We start from the raw sequence: 15,557 nt of genomic DNA, 5'->3' as shown, positions 1-15,557 counted from the left end.
GGAAAATGTCAGTCGTTCTCGACCTCGCGGATATTCAGGGCAATATTCTCGAAGCCTATCCCAAGCAGGGCTATTTCAAAGGCCGCACCATATTGCTGAACATCGGCGGCGACGCGGCCGATCGCGCCGCCAATGGCCGCCATTTCGTGACGCAGCTGCTGCCGCGCGTCACCTCGGCGCTGGACAGCAAGGGATCGGGCGGCGCGGTGGAGCCGCCGGCGATCACGGTCAATATCGCCTTCACCTTCTACGGCCTGCTCATGCTCGGCGTGCCGACGCGCACGCTGCGCGGCCTGCCGGACGAGTTCATCGACGGCATGGCCAAGCGCGCGCGCATGTTGGGCGATGATTTCTCCGGCAGAAATTGGCAGGACAAATGGGACAAGGTCTGGCAGCCGGCCTCGCCGGAGACCGCCGTCCACATTCTCATCGTGCTCAACCAGCGCTATACGGCGAGCGCCGCCGATCTCGACGCGGCGACGGAGTCGATCGTCGCCCTCGCCGCGGAAAATCAGGTGAGCGTGCTCGGCGGCCATAATCCGCCGGACTATCCGCACCAGCCGCTCTATCAGGACCTCACCGCTCTCTTCGACGCGCAGGGACGGCCGACGCCCAAAGAGCATTTCGGCTTTTCCGACGGAATCAGCGATCCTGTGTTCGAGGGACAATATCCGGCGGACAAGGAACAGGCGGCGGCGGTCGGCCAAGGCGCGGTCGACGGCAATGGCGTTTGGCGGGCTTTGGCCGCCGGCGAATTCCTGCTCGGCTATCCCGACGAAGCGCAGGAGATTCCGGGCGCCGCCATGCCGCTCTCCTTCAGCCGCAACGGCACTTTCCTCGCCTATCGCAAATTGCACGAGAACGTCGCCTCCTGGCGCAAATTCATCGACGATCAGGCCGAGAAATTCGCCGCCGTCCGCGGCCTCACAGTAGAGGTGGCGCGCGAGACCCTGGTCGCCAAAATGGCGGGCCGCTGGTCCGACGGCGTGCCGCTGATCAAGGCGAAGGATTTCGCCGCCTGGCAGGCGTTCAACGAGAAATATCCGGAAGGCTCGCCGGAGCGCGAGCGCGAGCTCGTCGACTTCACCTATCGCGACGACCCCGACGGCGGCGCCTGCCCGATGACCTCGCATACGCGCCGCGTCAACACGCGCGACGCGCTCGACCCTTGGGTCGCGGCCGGCCAGCCCAAGCAGGCGGCAGGCTCCGTGCTCAACAATCGCCGCCGCATCCTGCGTCGCGGCCTGCCCTATGGCTCCTCCGGCCCCGACACGACGGATGCGGACGAGCATGGCATCGTCATGCTGGTCGTCTGCTCGAGCCTCGCCCGCCAGTTCGAATTCGTGCAGCAGCAATGGATTCACTATGGCGTCGACGCGCGCGCGGGCAATGACACCTGCCCGATCGTCGGCAATCATTCGCAAGGCGCCGACACGCCGGACGATTATGCCCGCGATCGCAATGGGCCCAAGGCGAAATTCGTGGTGCCGTCCGACCCCGCGTCGGGCAAGCCGCCTTATATCGCCGAAGGTCTGCCGCAATTCGTGGAGACGCGCGGCGGCGAATATTTCTTCGTGCCGAGCCTCACCGCTCTGCGCATGATCGGCATGGGCACGGTCGATCCGACCTGACGAGTAGGCAGGCGCTCGGGAGCGGGGTGACACGTCCCCGATCTCTGGGAGCAACCCCACCCCGGAGGGCTTCGCCGTCTCACCCTCCCCCGGAAGGGGAGGGTGAGACGGCCTTTCCGGCGATAGACAGCGGGACAGAGACGATGACTTTGCTGAAAAACATTATAGCCTCTCTGCGCGCCTATGCGCTGACGCTCGCGGACGCCGTCGTCGCCTTGTTCTCGCTGCTCGCGGTGGCGGCGCGCGCTCTCCTCTCCGGCAAGGGACCACTGAAGGAGCGACTCGTCGGCGCGCTCACTCTTCCGAGTTCGCAGATCAAGGTCTTTGCGGTGCTGCGCGCCGTGCTGCCCAATTTCTTCATCGCCAAGCAGCTCATCACCAGCTACGAGAACAATGGCACGGCCTTCGTCACCCGCGCCACGGATGTGATCGAGGTGCTCGATCGAGAGGAAGATTTCGCCGTCGTCTACGAGCCGAAGATGCGCGCCATCACAGGCGGCCCCAATTTCTTCCTCGGAATGCAGAATACGGCGCAATATCAGCACGACACCTCGCTGATGAAGCTCGCCATGCGCCGCGACGACGTCGAGACGCTGGTGACGCCGCTGGCCCGCGCCCGCGCCGAGGCCTATGCGAGCGCCTTTCCGACGCGCATCGACGTTCCGCAGGAGCTGACGCTGCGCGTCCCCTCCGCCATCGTCGCCGAATATTTCGGCGTCTCGGCGCAGGCCGAGACCGACGCCATTCATTGGGCGACGAGCCTTTTCTGGTGGCTGTTCGTCGATCTCAAAGGCGATCCGGCGATCGAGACGAAGGCGTTGATGGCGGCCGCCGAGCTGCGCAAGGCGATCGACGCCGCCATCGCCGCGCGCAAGGCGAGCGGAGAGACGAAGGACGACGTGCTCGGCCGCGCGCTCGATCTGCAGAAGGGCGCGCCGGAGTTCGACGATCTCGCCATTCGCAACAATCTCATCGGCCTCGTCATCGGCGCGATCCCGACCATTTCCAAAGCCTCGGTGCAGGCGCTCGACCAATTGCTCGACCGGCCGGAGGCGCTGGCCGGCGCCCATGCCGCGGCGAAAGCCGGCGACGAGGCGCTGCTCGGCGCCTATCTCTTCGAGGCGCTGCGCTTCAATCCGGTCAATCCCGTGATCTATCGCCGCGCCAACCGCTCCACGGTGATCGCCGCCAATACCTTCCGCGCCCGCAAAATTCCCGAGGGCGCCATGGTGCTCGCCGCCAATCTCTCGGCCATGTTCGATCCGCTGAAGATCGAGAAGCCGAACGAGTTCCGCGTCGATCGTCCCTGGGGCGAATATATTCTGTGGGGCTATGGCCTGCACACTTGCTTCGGCGCCTATATCAATCGCGCCGTGATCCCGGCCATTCTGCGCCCCGTGCTGGCGCGGCCCAATCTGCGCCGCGCCGCCGGGGCGGCGGGCCAGATCGACGGCGGCGGCACGCCCTTCCCGCAGCATTTCGTGGTAGAGAGCGACTGATCGCCAGCCGTCTCTCGCCCGGCGGCGCAACCGTGAGCCGAAGGGAAGACCCAATTGTCCGCAAGCCAATTGTCCGACGCCAATTCCGATATCGCAGCCCTGCCCTTCGAAAAGGCGATACAGGAGCTCGAGGAGATCGTCGGCAAGCTCGAGAAGGCGAGCGTCTCGCTCGACGATTCGGTGAAGCTCTATGAGCGCGGCGAGGCGCTGAAGAAGCGCTGCGACGCGCTGCTGCGCGAGGCCGAGGCCCGCATAGAGAAGATCACGCTCGGCGCCGATGGCGCGCCCAAGGGAACAGCGCCGCTCGACGTCGAGTGACTCTCGCTCACTTGCGGATCGTCACCTTGCGGCCGTCGCGAATGTCGGCGGGCGGATCGAGCGCGATGATCTCGTCGCCGGTCAAGCCCTGATCCACATCGACATTCGTGCCGAAATCGCGCGTGATGCCGATCTTCGCCATTCGCACCACATCGTCCTTGTCGATCACCGCGACGCGCGGTCCGTCGGCGCCGAAGAGGATCGACGGCGCCGGTATGTTCACCAGCGGCCGCGGCCGTGGAATGTCCAGCACCACGCGCACGAACATGCCCGGCCTCAGCTCGCCGGTCGGATTGGGCACGTCGACCTCGGTGAGCAGCGTGCGCGAGGCGGCGGCGAGCGAACTGGCGTTGCGCGCGATGCGCCCCTTGAAGCTCTTGCCGGGCATTTCCGGCGGCAGCACCTTGGCTTCGAGCCCATCGACGAGACCGGCCGCCTCCGATTGCGGCACCGACACCTGCACGCGCATGATATCGTCGCGCGCCATGGAGAACAGCGGCGTGCCGCTATTGGCGTCGGCGCTGACGAGATCGCCGACCTCTATGTTGCGCGCCGTCACCACGCCCTTGAACGGCGCGGCGACGTCCTTGAAGCCGACGAGCTCCTTCAGCCGATCGACATTGGCCTGCGCCGCGGCGATATTGGCCTGCGCCACCTCGACGCCCGCCTGCGCCGATTGCAGATTGGCGGCCTGCGTCTCGACATTGGCGGCGTTGATGTCGTTGTTCTGCTTGCTCTCGTAATTGTTTTTGACGAGCTGCGAGCTGCGCCCATAGGTGAGCTTGGCGAGGTTGAGATTGGCCTTGTTCTGCTCGACCTGCGCCTTGGATTGCAGGAGCTGCGCCTTGTTGAGCACGAGCTGCGCCAGCGCCTGCGAATATTGCTGGTCGAGATCGGGCGCGGAAATGCGAACGAGAAGATCGCCCTGCTTCACCTTGCTGCCGATGTCGACGCGGCGCTCGGCGATATAACCCGTCGCGCGGGCGAAAAGACGCGCCTGCTCCCAAGCGAGCGTCTGGCCCGGCAGCTCGACATGCACGGGGCCCGCGACTTTCGTCACTTTGGTCGCGCGCAGGCTGAGCGGGGCGTTGGCCTGCTCCTGCTGAAACATTTGCGCATCGTGCTCTTGCGCCGCATGGCGGCGAAAGCCGATGAGCAGCACCAGAGCGAGCAGCGCGAGCACAAGAAAGAAAGGCAACCTTCGCAGGCGCGGCGGCGGCGCCTCGCGCACGCCGACGCCGGTCGAAGCGAATCCGCGTCCCTGCGGCTGCAACGTCTCGGTCATAGATAATCCCTCGGAGGTTGCGCCTCTCCACGCCGCAGCAGCGAATAGAGGAAAGGCACGAAAAGCAGAGTCGAACATGTGCCGAAGGCGATGCCGCCCATCACCGCGCGAGCGAGCGCGGCGTTCTGCTCGGCGCCCTCGCCGAGCCCGAGCGACATGGGCAGAAGGCCGACGAACATCGCCGTCGCCGTCATGATCACCGGACGAATACGCGTCAGCCCGGCCTCGATCGCCGCCGCCTCGGCGGAGACGCCGGTCTCCTCGCGATGCTCGCGCGCGAAAGTGACGAGCAGGATGGAATTGGCCGAAGCGACGCCGACCGACATTATGGCGCCCATCAATGACGGAATGGAGAAGGTCGTGCCGGTGACGTAGAGCGCGAAGACGATTCCGCAAAAGGCGATGGGCAGCGCCAATATGACGACGAAAGGATCGCCCCAGCTCTGGAAGTTCACCACCATCAGCAGATAGACGAAGATCATCGAGGCGACGAGGCCGAGGCCGATGCGCGCGAAAGCCTGATTCTTGCTGTCGATCTGGCCGCGGATGACGATGTAGTTGCCGGGCTTCAATTCCGGCTCGATCTCGGCGATCGCCTTGCGCAAATCCCGCTCCACGCCGCCGAGATCGCGATCCTGAATATTGGCGTAGACGTCATAGGTCGGCTGCGTGTTGGAATGCGTGGCGACGCTCTGCTCCACGCCGCGCTTCCATTGCGCGACATTGGTCAACAGATCGACCTGCGCCGAAGAGCCGCCGGTCAGATCGGAAATTGGCGTATTGGCGAAGGCGTTGAGCGAGGCGACGCGATATTCCGGCGTCTGCACCGCCACCTGATAGGGAATGCCGGTCGTCGGATCGGCCCAGAAATTGGGCGTCACCTGGAAGGAGGAGGAGAGCGAGATATTCACATTATTGGCGACCTGCTGAACGCTGACGCCGAGCTGCTGCCCCTTCCAGCGATCTATATCGACGAAGAATTCCGGCGCGTCGAGAATTTGATGAATATGCGCATCGACGACGCCGCGCACTTCCTTGACGCGATCCAGCAGCTTGCGCACGATGATCTTATTGCCGGGCGCGTCGCGGCCGACGACGCGCAGCGCGATCGGCGCCGGCAGGCCGAAGTTCAAAATCTGCGTGACGATGTCGGCCGGCTGGAAATAGAAGATCGAATCCGGAAAGCGCTGCGACAGAACCTCGCGCAGCTTGCGCATGTAGACCGCCGTCGGCGCATGGCCATGGGCGAGCGAGATCATGATCTGCCCGTCGTTGTAGCCGACCGTCGTGCCGTCCGAAAAGGCGTAATTATAGGTGATCTGCGGCAGGCCGATATTGTCGATCATCAGAGCGAGCTCATGCTGCGGGATCACCTCGCGAATGACGCCCTCGACCTTTTGGAAGAGACGCTCGGTCTCCTCAATGCGCAGGCCGGAGCGGCCGCGCACATGCAGCGTCATCTGGCCGGCGTCGATCTGCGGATAATAATCCTCGCCGACGGAGACGAACAGAAAGGCGCCGAAAGCGAAGACGCCGGCGACAAAGGCGAGCGTGCGGCCCTTGTGGCGCAGCACCGCGACCAGCAGCAGCGCATATTGGCCGCGCAGCTTCTCGAACCCATGCTCGAAGCCGAGCTGAATGCGCGTCAGCGCCGCCGAAAATCCGAGACCCCGCGCGTCGCTCTCGCGTTCGCGCTCCGCGTGATGCTCATGGATGAGCAGCTGGTCCATCAATATGGGCACCAGCGTTCGCGACAGGAAATAGGAGGCCAGCATGGCGAAGACGACGGCCAGAGCCTGCGGCACGAAGAGAAAGCGCGCGGCGTCGGTGAGGAAGAGCACGGACACGAAGGCCGCGCAAATGGCGAGCGTGGAGATCAGCGCCGGCTTGGCGATGCCGGCGGCGCCTTCCGCCACCGCATGGCGGAAATCCTTGCCCTCCTCGAACAGACGATAGGTGTTCTCGATGGCGACTGTGGCGTCGTCCACCAATATGCCGACCGCGAGCGCCATGCCGCCCAGCGTCATGATGTTGATCGTATGGCCGAGCGCGCTGAGTATGGCGAGCGAGGTGAGGATCGACAGCGGGATCGAGATGACCACGATCAGGGTCGAGCGCCAGGACCCCAGGAACAGAAGGATCATCAGCGCGGTGAGGCCGGCGGCGATGATTCCCTCGTGCAGCACGTCCGATATTGCGTTGGAGACGAAGACCGACTGGTCGAACAGCTCCGCTATGTTGGTGTCCTTGGGAATCGCCTCGCGCAGCTTGGCGATGCCGGCCTTCACATTCTCGACGACATTGAGCGTCGAGGCGTTGCCGTTCTTCAATATGGTCAAGAGCACGGCGCGCGAGCCGTCGACGCGCACAATATTCTGCTGCGGCGGGCTGCCGTCGCGCACTTGCGCCACGTCCCGGATCAGCAAGGGCGCGCCATCGGCCACGCGGATCGGAATGCTGTTGAGCGTCGACAGCGCGTCGGGCGTCGAATTGAGGCGCACGACATATTGCAGATCGCCGAATTTCACGAGGCCCGACGGCACCACCAGATTGCCGGCGGTGATGGCGTTGACGACATCGAGCGGCGTCAAGCCCCGCGCCTGCAGCGTCGCCGTGTCGAGATCGACCATGATCTGGCGCTGCTTGCCGCCCCAGGGCGTCGGCAGAGTGACGCCGGGAGTCGTCGTCAGCTGCTGGCGCACGCGATAGAGGCCCATGTCGTAGAGCTGCTGCTCGTCGAGACTCTTGCTGGAGAGCGCCAGCTGAATGACCGGCACTTGCGAGGCCGAATAGCGGATGACGGTCGGCGGATTGATGCCGGGCGGCATCAAGGCGCGAATGGAGTTCATCGCCGAGACGACCTGCGTGATGGCGAGCTCTATGTTCACATCCGGCTGGAAATAGATCTTCATCACCGCGACGCCTTGCAGCGTCTGGCTCTCCATATTGCGAATGCCGTTGACGTTGTTGCTCGTGGAGAGTTCGGCGTAAGTGGTGACGCGGCTCTCCATCTCGGCGGTGGAGAGGCCGGTGTAGGACCAGATGACCGTCACGACCGGGATATCGACGTTGGGAAACACGTCCTTGGGCGTCGAGACGATCGCCGCGCCGCCGAGGAACGTCATCAATATGGCCAGGACGTAGAACGTCAGCCGAAATTTGAGAGCATATTTGACGAGTTCCATGAACGTCTTCCACTCTCACCACGACGCGGGCCGCTGTCCGCATCGCTCTCGCCACGTAACGCTTCCGCTCAGCCGACGGCGCTCCGCGCTTTCGGCTTCTTCGCGGAACAGCTCATTTTTTCGATCAGATTGGCGCGCGCGGTCCCCAGCACGCGCATCAATGTGGCCCGGTCCTCGTCGCTGACGCCGGCCAGCGCCTCCAGGCGCGTCGCCTCCGAGATGGGCGCGATGGCTTCGACCAGAGGCCATGCCGTCTCGGTCAGAAACAGCAGCCAGACGCGCCGGTCGCTCTCATGCGGCCGCCGCTCGACGAGGCCCATCGTCTGCAGCCGATCCACGGTGCGGCCGAGGGTGATCGGCTCGAGATCGAGCATTTCGGCCAGCACGCACTGGCTGACGCCCTCATTGCGCGACAGATAGGCCAGGGCCTGGGTCTGCGCGCGCGTCAGGCCCAATTGGCGGGCGTTCTGCTCGAAACGCTTACGCATCAGCCGCGCCGCATCATGCAGCAGAAAGCAGAAGGTCGTCGGCGGCGGCGAGGGCATTGGACACGCTTTCTATAGCCGTGCTTCTGATAAGTATGCTTATTAAATAGACGTGCCGCGCCGATTTCAAGCCCCGTCCGAGGCGGCGCCCACCCCGAAAGGATCAGGGCCCTATTTAGGATGATCGCACGGGCCGATTGCCGCGCAGCGTCTCGCGCCTATCGTAATTATGGCAATTCGGCGCCGAGACGGGCGCGCAACGGCGCCACGCCACAGGGAGGATGACGGGATGAGGCTGCTATTGGCTTGCACATTCTTGCTGATCTGCGCGGCCTCGGCCGACGCGGCGACGCGCGGAACGGCCCGCCAGCGCTCGGCCTGCACGGACGACGCCTATAAATTCTGCGAGCGCTACGTGCCCGACGAGGCGGCGGTGGAAAGCTGCCTGAAGGCCAATTTCGGCGGGCTCAGCCGCGCCTGCAAGGCGCAGATTCGCGGGGCCGCGGCCGGCAGGAAGCGCGGCCGCCATTGACGCGGCTCACATCCGCCGCGCGGCGAAACGGCGAATGTCGACGCCGTTCTGAGCGAGAAGATCGCGCAGGGCCGGCGGGACATTCACCACGCGCGTGGCGCCGCCGTCATATTGGCAGGCGCTGCGCAGGCTCACGTAATGGCCGTAGATGCGATTGGTCTCGTGGTCGCCGATGACCGAACGCGCCTCGCTCAGAAGATAACCGACTTGATCTACGCTGTATTGCGTCACCAGCTGACATCCGAACGCTACTTTTTCAGCGCAGGCGGGAAAAGAGATAAAAGTCACGACAGCCGCCGTTGCGAGAATCTTCATGCCACTTCCTCGAGGTTTACCGGATGAGAGCGACGTCGTGTCGCGCCTATGTCGATCCGGACGCTTCTCTTTTGCGGAGCTTCTTGTCCGAAGTTTGTCTCGACGTCGCGACGGGCTGCGCAAACCCTGCGCCATTGCGCAGCCCATCCCCGCGGCGAGCGGAAACTCCGCCATGCTCAACGGAATGTTTACGCTTAACGCCAATGTTCATCGGCAGATTATGTCTCGGGACAGCGCGCCCGATCCGTATGTGAAGCCCGCGAGACGTCGGGCCGTTGGAGTTGCGTCATGAGTTTGTCGGTTTCCGGCGATGACCTCCCTTATGCCGCCGGCCCGTTGAGGGCCCGCCCGCTCGGCAATCTCGCCGCAGTGTCGATGGGCGTCGTGGCGCTTCTCGTGCTCGCCGGCTCGCTCGCCTTCGTCCGCGCGCCACAGCAGCAGGCCGCGCCGACGCCGGCCGCCACGCCGATGGCGCGCGCGACGCCCGCCGCCGCAACGGCGCCCGCCGCCGCCCCGGAGCGGACCGCCGCCTTCCGGCTGGAGGCGCCGGAGATCGACAAGGACCCGAAAATCGCCTTCGATCCACCGCTGCCCTCGGGCGGACGTCAGGAGACGCACACTTTCGGCGCCTTCGACAATGGCAGACCCTATCTGCGGCTCGATATTCTGCAGCCGGCCGGCGAGAAGCTCGGCAATTCCGATTTCTTCCTCGATGTGGCGCGGCACGCCGCCCGGGCCGGCCTCGGCGTGGTCCGCATCGGCCAGCCGACGCCCTTGGTGACGCGCGCGGGCGCTTTCGAAGCCGCCGAAATCAAATTGTCGCTACGTGAGGGCGGCGTCGCCGCGGCCGCCGCGGCCGCCGCGGGCGAGCGCTCCTGCCTCGCCGTGCGCCTCGTCAACGCCAGCCTGTCGATGGAAATGGCGGGCGTCGCCTGCGGCGCCGGGACCAAGCCGATGGATCGCCGCGCCTTGGGCTGCCTGCTCGATCGGGTCTATTATCTGCCATCCGGCGACAATAGAGCGCTGGCTCGCTCCTTCCCCAGGCTCGAAGGGCCCGGATGCCTCGCCGCCGCCCCTGCGGGCGAGGCGGAGGCCGCCAAGCCGGCGCCGAAAAAACGCGCCGCGCGCCACTGAGATCGACGCTGCTTAGGGGCGATCCGGCGCTTTCGCCGGGCCGCCTTCAGCTTTCATGAGGCGCGCCGCACGGCGGCCCGTATCGCCCGGCGGCGCGATTGGTTATGATCGCGTCGATATCGGAATCAGGAGATGAGGATGCGTCATTTCGTCAATTTGTCGGCCGGACTCGCCTGCCTTCTCGCCCTCGCGACGGCGGGCGAGGCGCTCGCAAAGACTCATCGCGCGGCGCATCGTCATCCCGTCATCGCGCCGGCGGGAGTCATCGTGGCGACCGGCCCCATCCCCTATGTGCGCCAGCCGCTCGTCGTTCCGCGCCGCAGCTGGCTCGATCCGGGCCCGGTCGTGCCGGTCGGCTCCACCAATCGCTATATGGTGGAAGCGACCTATTTCGCCTATCAGCCGATGGAGGACAATCAGCGCAGCTGGTTCATGCAGGAGACGCTGCCGAACCGCCGCCGCTTCGAGGTTCTGCCCTATCGCGACGGCATCGCGCCGATCTGGTGGCCCTGATCGCCTCGAGGGGAAAGCTCATCGGGCCGGCCCGCGACGCGCGAGCCGGCCTCGCACGGCCCTGGAAACGCTAATCGCGCGGCGGCTTCTTGCCGCGGACGCCGGCCGTCTCGGCGCGGCCGCCCGGCGTCGCCGCGCTCCAGGAGCCGTGCTTCATCTCGAGGAAGAGCGCGATGGCCTGGGCGCGATTGCGCACCTCGAGCTTCTCGAACAAATTCCGCAAATGGAATTTGATCGTGTTGATCGAGACGCCGAAATCCTTGGCGAGCTGGTTGTTGGTGTGTCCCGAGCCGAGCGCCGACAGCAGGCTGCGCTCGCGCAGAGTGAGATTCTCCAGCGGATCGGCGCGCATCTTGCGGATATCGACGAAGGGAAACACCATGTCGCCGGCCGCCACGGAGGCGAGCACGTCCAGCAGACGCTCCGGCGGAGCGCGCTTGCTGACGAAGCCGGCGCCGCCCAATTGCAGCGTCTCCGCCGGCGCGGCCGGATCATTGGTGCCGCTATAGACGACGATCTTGGGCGCGGAGGGCTGGCGCGACAGCGCCCGCAGCACTTCCCGCGCGTGGAGCGTCGGCAATTGCCAGCCGATGATGGCGATCTGAAAGCGCTGCAGCTTGGCGGCGTCGAGAAATTCCTCGCCGTCCGTGACCTTCAGCACGAGATTGAAGCGGCGGTCATCGGCGAGCAGCGCCTCCAGCCCGGCGAGGATCAGCGGGCTCTTGTCGGCGATGGCGACGTCGATCGGGAAAGCCGCGCCCGCCTCGCCGCGGTCGTCGCCCGCGCGCTCGGCCTTTTGCCGCAGAGCGCTCGGCGCGCCATCGGCCGCAGCCTGCGCCGCAGGGCGTCCCGAAGGACGTTCCTGGGAACGTTCGGGCGCGCGGGTCGGGCCGGGACGTCCGACGGCTCGCGGTCGTTCGTCTCCGGGCCGCGTCGAAGACGTCGTGGCCATGGACCACTCCAATTGAAAGCTCCGGGTGAGAGCGCCGCCGTCGCGGACAGGATAGGCTCGGGCGGCGCGAGGCTCCCCGAGTGGGTAGGCCGGACTATATCGCCAGAGGCTGCCCTTGGAAAGCCTCGCCGCATATTTCAAACCGCCGGCGGCGGACTCTTTCAGAGGCCACGCGGCCGGGATTCGCGCCGGCAAAAAGAAGCGGCGCATCGATCGAGCCGATGCGCCGCGTCATATCCGTAGACCGGTTCTGAAGCGTCAGTCGCTCAGGACCCAGCGAGCGGCGAAATAAGCCGCAGCGCCGAGCGCGATGATCGCGATCATGCCAACCGGCGTCGCCGCATAGCTCGTAAGCTCGAGAATTGCTCCCATAACGCTTCCTCCTTTTTTAACGCCCGACCTCGTTCAGGCTGCCTATCGCGCCACGATATCACCCAAGACAGGCGATGTCTCGCCTTTGAGTGCGATACGTTCTGGTGGATATCGTCGCCGGCTCGAATTCCGAGAACGCCCTCTAGGGGCCGACCGCGATCCGAGACGCGCCGACGGTCTTTTGCGTTCGGCGCGAACTCGCACGAACCGCCGAGCGAAGCCGCGATCCACGCCCGCGACACGTTGTTGGCAATTATATTAGCCTTTGATCCTCGTCAAGATGTGGCGCCGCCGCCATCGCGGCGGAGAGGGCTTGCCGAGGCGCGCTCGGCGCGGTTATTGAAGCTGCGGCTCGACGAAGAAGAACGGAAAAAACCAAAGCCATGGCCCGCCCTTCGCTCACCTTCATCGCCGTCGCCGGCGTCGCGGCTCTCGCCGGCGCCGTCTGGTTCTTCGGCTATCGCCGCACGCCCGCCTGTTCGGGCGACGGACGCTACATGGCGACGGTCCAGCAGTGCCGCGCCTATGGCGTCGACGCCGGCATTTGCGCGAGCGCCGTCGAAAAAGCGCGCGCTCTCGCGACGAAAGTCGCGCCGCGGACCGACGCCGCCTTCGATTGCGAGGTGCGGTTCTCCGAATGTTTCGCCGGCGCCGACGGCCGCTTCACGCCGACGCCCTCCTTCTGCCTCGCGCCGGGATCTGCGGAGCCGAAGGAAGTGCGTTATCTCGAATACGAGTCCGACCGGCTGAACCGCAAGAAGACGCGCGAAATCCGCATCGACTGAAAGGCGGACGCCGAGCGCCTGTCTGTCCGCCGCCTATCTGTCCGCAGCTTGGCGCCGCCCGCTGAGGTGGAACTCGGCCGGCTCGACGGTCAACATGCCGACCGTGGTGCGCAGCGCCATGCGATAGGGCACCACGGCGTGCGCCATGGGCAAAGGCGCGAGCCAGACGGTGATGTCGTTGTTCTCCGCCATGAAGCGCGTGGAGACGCTGTCCGGCCGATGGCCGGCGATCGGATGATAGCGCGCCGCGCAGACCGAGACCGGGCCGGAATAGCCGCGCGTCTCCACATTGCGCATCTCGACGAAAGCGAGCGTCACGTCGAAGCGCGTCACGCCGTCGAAGACGGGAATGGTGCGATTGCAGGCGGCGGGGCCGACCAGCGGCTCGCTCGCCGGAACGCTCATGATCAGCGCGCTCACCGGATCGATGATGTTGGATTTGTTGGCGTCCGTCACCGGGATGCGCACAGGCATGTCCCAGGGAGTCGGCTCCACATGCACGGCGCGCGCGATATTGTTGGCGAGCGCCATGCGGACCGTGCGCGTCTCGTAAGTGTTGGAGGTGGTGTTGGCGTAGCTCGCCGGCGCGAGCCCGTCGCGCGAGAGCGCGCCGGCCGCGGTTGCGGCGCCGCGCGTGTCGTTGACGAGCGAGGCGAGGCCGGTGGTGCGCATCGAAATGTCGATGCGATAATTGCGGCCCTCGATGACGCCATTGGCGGAAGCGTGGCCGATGGAGAGGCCGAGCAGGCTCAGCGCGAAATTGGCCCTGAGCGTCTCCGCCCGGCAGGGCGCGGCGGCGACGAGCAGAGCCAGCGCCACGACGCTGCGGGTCGAGCCGCGTCCGGCCCCGCCCGGAACAGATGTGAGAAACGCCATTCTCGTGACCTGCGATCGATCGAATCAGTCCTGGGCACGATGAGCCAGGCGCGGGCGCTTGTCGATGCTCGGATCGCGCCGGAGGAGACGGCCGGGCTCAGGCCCATTCCTGCCAGCTGCCGTCGGCGAATATGCGCCAGGCGCGCAAACCCGCTTTGGCGACCACGATGCGGTCGGCCTTCGCCTCGCTCACCAGGTGCTTGAATACGAGAGGATTGCGCCAGGAAAACGGCTTTTCGGGGTCGCAGACCGCGTGATATTCGTCGCTGTCGGGATCGTCCATCAGCAGCGTGCCGACCTTGTCCGGCCGCAATTGCGCGCCGAGCGAGCGCTCTTCCTTCCAGCGGCAATGATAGTCGCGGCACACATCCGGGCGCGTGGCGTAGACGCCGCAGCCATTGGTCTTCGTGCAATGCTCGCACCAGACGCCGGCCTTCTTGGTGAACTCCTCGATCTCCAGCACCTTGCAGCAGAAGGCGCAGGGACCGCAGGCCTTGCCGGGAATCTCGAGCATGTGGCGGTTTTCGTCTTTTGGGGCGATGTCGGGAGCGAATCGATTCTGATACATTGCTACAACGATCGCGAGGTCGACGCCATCGCCGCCGCAGCGGCGGGATCGGCAGGAGAGCCGCCGGGATCGACAAGGAGAACCGCCATGCCGACAGCCGCTCCGAACATCGATCAAGAGACGCTGTTCGTCTCGACGCAATGGCTCGCCGATCATCTCCATGCGCCGGACGTCGTCATTTTCGACGCCTCCTGGCACATGGCGGCCGCCGGCCGAAACGCCCATGCGGAATATTTGGACGCCCATATTCCCGGCGCCGTTTTCTTCGACATAGACGCCATCGCCGACCATTCCACCGATCTGCCGCATATGCTGCCGGACCCGGTCGCCTTCTCCTCGGCGGTCCGCAAGCTCGGCCTCGGCGACGGAATGCGCGCGATCGTCTATGACAGTCTCGGCCTGTTCTCCGCGCCACGCCTATGGTGGACCTTGCGCGTCTTCGGCGTCGCCGACGTCTCCGTCCTCGATGGCGGACTGCCGGCCTGGAAAGCGGAAGGACGTCCGCTCGAGCAGGGTGAGACGCAACGCAAGCCGCGCCATTTCACTGCGCGCATGGATCACGCCCTCGTTGCCGACGCCGCCGATGTGACGCGCGCTCTGGCGGACGGCTCGGCGCAGGTGGTCGACGTGCGATCGGCGGAGCGTTTCGCGGGAAGCGTTCCCGAGCCGCGCCCGGGCCTGCGCGCCGGCCATATGCCCGGCGCGCTCAATCTGCCCTTCGGCAATCTCCTCGCCGATGGGCGCATGAAGCCGGCCGAGGCGCTGGCGGAGGCCTTCGCAAAGGCGCAGATCGACCCTGATCGGCCAGTGATCGCGAGCTGCGGCTCCGGCCTCACCGCCTCCATCCTCAGCCTGGCGCTGGCCGCCTCGGGACGTCGCCCGGCCACTGTCTATGACGGCTCCTGGTCGGAATGGGGCGCGCGCGCCGAGCTGCCCGTCGTCGTCGGCCCGGCCGGCTGAAACAGCCTCTGCGACAAAACAAGGCGATGAGCCTAATTCGGGGGCGCCGTCGCGAATGCCGGCGCCGCTCGACGATGCGCCGTCGGCTCGCGCGCGGCGCGGCGGAGCCTCGGCTGCAATCTACGTAAAAATACTGAAAAATAAGTC

The 15,557-nt window shown here is 65.6% G+C and carries 15 protein-coding genes; 8 read left to right on the top strand and 7 right to left on the bottom strand.

What is annotated here, in order from left to right; all coding sequences use genetic code 11:
* The first annotated feature begins 5 nt into the window (after nt 1-5).
* The 3 genes from FMZ75_RS00260 (at nt 6) to FMZ75_RS00250 (ending at nt 3,448) form a co-directional block, all read left to right on the top strand.
* Complete coding sequence (locus tag FMZ75_RS00260) at nt 6-1,631, top strand: hypothetical protein (protein WP_142861885.1); 1,626 nt, start codon at nt 6-8, stop codon at nt 1,629-1,631.
* A 143-nt stretch (nt 1,632-1,774) separates the two neighbouring features.
* Nucleotides 1,775-3,130 (top strand): cytochrome P450, encoded by a 1,356-nt coding sequence (locus FMZ75_RS00255; protein WP_166140883.1) that lies wholly within the window; start codon nt 1,775-1,777, stop codon nt 3,128-3,130.
* 69 nt (nt 3,131-3,199) lie between these two features.
* On the top strand, nt 3,200-3,448 hold the full coding sequence (locus FMZ75_RS00250; protein WP_108916125.1) for an exodeoxyribonuclease VII small subunit: 249 nt from the start codon (nt 3,200-3,202) through the stop codon (nt 3,446-3,448).
* Between the two features lie 7 nt (nt 3,449-3,455).
* Here the strand turns inward: FMZ75_RS00250 and FMZ75_RS00245 are convergent, their stop codons facing one another.
* From FMZ75_RS00245 to FMZ75_RS00235, 3 genes are all read right to left on the bottom strand, one after another.
* The gene (locus tag FMZ75_RS00245) at nt 3,456-4,733 is read right to left on the bottom strand and encodes an efflux RND transporter periplasmic adaptor subunit (RefSeq protein ID WP_166140882.1); all 1,278 of its coding nucleotides are present in this window, start codon (nt 4,731-4,733) and stop codon (nt 3,456-3,458) included.
* Complete coding sequence (locus FMZ75_RS00240; RefSeq protein WP_166140881.1) at nt 4,730-7,918, bottom strand: efflux RND transporter permease subunit; 3,189 nt, start codon at nt 7,916-7,918, stop codon at nt 4,730-4,732. Before FMZ75_RS00240 ends, FMZ75_RS00245 begins: the two co-directional genes overlap by 4 nt.
* 68 nt (nt 7,919-7,986) lie before the next feature.
* Complete coding sequence (locus tag FMZ75_RS00235; RefSeq protein ID WP_108916128.1) at nt 7,987-8,463, bottom strand: MarR family winged helix-turn-helix transcriptional regulator; 477 nt, start codon at nt 8,461-8,463, stop codon at nt 7,987-7,989.
* Between the two features lie 229 nt (nt 8,464-8,692).
* On the opposite strand from FMZ75_RS00235, the gene FMZ75_RS00230 reads away from it, so the two are divergent.
* The gene (locus FMZ75_RS00230; protein ID WP_108916179.1) at nt 8,693-8,935 is read left to right on the top strand and encodes a cysteine rich repeat-containing protein; all 243 of its coding nucleotides are present in this window, start codon (nt 8,693-8,695) and stop codon (nt 8,933-8,935) included.
* 6 nt (nt 8,936-8,941) lie between these two features.
* On the opposite strand, the gene FMZ75_RS00225 is transcribed toward FMZ75_RS00230, so the two are convergent.
* Nucleotides 8,942-9,250, bottom strand: coding sequence for a hypothetical protein (locus tag FMZ75_RS00225; protein ID WP_166140880.1), 309 nt, complete (start codon nt 9,248-9,250; stop codon nt 8,942-8,944).
* Nucleotides 9,251-9,538: 288 nt separating this feature from the next.
* Here FMZ75_RS00225 and FMZ75_RS00220 point away from each other — a divergent pair, with 288 nt between their 5' ends.
* Both FMZ75_RS00220 and FMZ75_RS00215 read left to right on the top strand, forming a co-directional pair.
* On the top strand, nt 9,539-10,384 hold the full coding sequence (locus tag FMZ75_RS00220) for a hypothetical protein (RefSeq protein WP_166140879.1): 846 nt from the start codon (nt 9,539-9,541) through the stop codon (nt 10,382-10,384).
* 138 nt (nt 10,385-10,522) lie between these two features.
* Nucleotides 10,523-10,897 carry a hypothetical protein gene (locus FMZ75_RS00215; RefSeq protein WP_108916131.1) on the top strand — a complete coding sequence of 125 codons (375 nt, stop codon included), beginning with the start codon at nt 10,523-10,525 and terminating at the stop codon, nt 10,895-10,897.
* Nucleotides 10,898-10,967: 70 nt separating this feature from the next.
* Here the strand turns inward: FMZ75_RS00215 and FMZ75_RS00210 are convergent, their stop codons facing one another.
* The gene (locus FMZ75_RS00210) at nt 10,968-11,849 is read right to left on the bottom strand and encodes a response regulator transcription factor (RefSeq protein WP_166140878.1); all 882 of its coding nucleotides are present in this window, start codon (nt 11,847-11,849) and stop codon (nt 10,968-10,970) included.
* Nucleotides 11,850-12,604: 755 nt separating this feature from the next.
* Between FMZ75_RS00210 and FMZ75_RS00205 the strand changes: the two genes are divergently transcribed.
* Nucleotides 12,605-13,006: a DUF1190 domain-containing protein gene (locus FMZ75_RS00205; RefSeq protein WP_142864617.1), complete on the top strand. Its 402-nt coding sequence runs from the start codon at nt 12,605-12,607 to the stop codon at nt 13,004-13,006.
* Nucleotides 13,007-13,039: 33 nt separating this feature from the next.
* On the opposite strand, the gene FMZ75_RS00200 is transcribed toward FMZ75_RS00205, so the two are convergent.
* Both FMZ75_RS00200 and FMZ75_RS00195 read right to left on the bottom strand, forming a co-directional pair.
* The gene (locus FMZ75_RS00200; protein ID WP_108916133.1) at nt 13,040-13,882 is read right to left on the bottom strand and encodes a DUF3108 domain-containing protein; all 843 of its coding nucleotides are present in this window, start codon (nt 13,880-13,882) and stop codon (nt 13,040-13,042) included.
* Nucleotides 13,883-13,979: 97 nt separating this feature from the next.
* Entirely contained in the window at nt 13,980-14,396 is a 417-nt protein-coding gene (locus FMZ75_RS00195) for a hypothetical protein (protein WP_166140877.1), read from the bottom strand.
* A 141-nt stretch (nt 14,397-14,537) separates the two neighbouring features.
* On the opposite strand from FMZ75_RS00195, the gene sseA reads away from it, so the two are divergent.
* Entirely contained in the window at nt 14,538-15,410 is an 873-nt protein-coding gene (gene sseA, locus FMZ75_RS00190) for a 3-mercaptopyruvate sulfurtransferase (RefSeq protein ID WP_166140876.1), read from the top strand.
* The last annotated feature ends 147 nt before the right edge of the window (nt 15,411-15,557 follow it).

The sequence above is a fragment of the Methylosinus sp. RM1 genome (assembly GCF_011378635.1).
Classification (GTDB): Bacteria; Pseudomonadota; Alphaproteobacteria; order Rhizobiales; family Beijerinckiaceae; genus Methylosinus; species Methylosinus sporium.
This window is presented reverse-complemented; position numbering and strand designations above follow the sequence as displayed.

Bases quoted from the DNA above. Each gene is read 5' to 3' on its own strand.
- sseA (WP_166140876.1), top strand. From the start codon at position 14,538: ATGCCGACAGCCGCTCCGAACATCGATCAAGAGACGCTGTTCGTCTCG.
- FMZ75_RS00210 (WP_166140878.1), bottom strand. From the start codon at position 11,849: ATGGCCACGACGTCTTCGACGCGGCCCGGAGACGAACGACCGCGAGCC.
- FMZ75_RS00240 (WP_166140881.1), bottom strand. From the start codon at position 7,918: ATGGAACTCGTCAAATATGCTCTCAAATTTCGGCTGACGTTCTACGTC.
- FMZ75_RS00225 (WP_166140880.1), bottom strand. From the start codon at position 9,250: ATGAAGATTCTCGCAACGGCGGCTGTCGTGACTTTTATCTCTTTTCCC.
- FMZ75_RS00200 (WP_108916133.1), bottom strand. From the start codon at position 13,882: ATGGCGTTTCTCACATCTGTTCCGGGCGGGGCCGGACGCGGCTCGACC.
- FMZ75_RS00245 (WP_166140882.1), bottom strand. From the start codon at position 4,733: ATGACCGAGACGTTGCAGCCGCAGGGACGCGGATTCGCTTCGACCGGC.
- FMZ75_RS00235 (WP_108916128.1), bottom strand. From the start codon at position 8,463: ATGCCCTCGCCGCCGCCGACGACCTTCTGCTTTCTGCTGCATGATGCG.
- FMZ75_RS00220 (WP_166140879.1), top strand. From the start codon at position 9,539: ATGAGTTTGTCGGTTTCCGGCGATGACCTCCCTTATGCCGCCGGCCCG.
- FMZ75_RS00255 (WP_166140883.1), top strand. From the start codon at position 1,775: ATGACTTTGCTGAAAAACATTATAGCCTCTCTGCGCGCCTATGCGCTG.
- FMZ75_RS00195 (WP_166140877.1), bottom strand. From the start codon at position 14,396: ATGCTCGAGATTCCCGGCAAGGCCTGCGGTCCCTGCGCCTTCTGCTGC.
- FMZ75_RS00215 (WP_108916131.1), top strand. From the start codon at position 10,523: ATGCGTCATTTCGTCAATTTGTCGGCCGGACTCGCCTGCCTTCTCGCC.
- FMZ75_RS00205 (WP_142864617.1), top strand. From the start codon at position 12,605: ATGGCCCGCCCTTCGCTCACCTTCATCGCCGTCGCCGGCGTCGCGGCT.
- FMZ75_RS00230 (WP_108916179.1), top strand. From the start codon at position 8,693: ATGAGGCTGCTATTGGCTTGCACATTCTTGCTGATCTGCGCGGCCTCG.
- FMZ75_RS00260 (WP_142861885.1), top strand. From the start codon at position 6: ATGTCAGTCGTTCTCGACCTCGCGGATATTCAGGGCAATATTCTCGAA.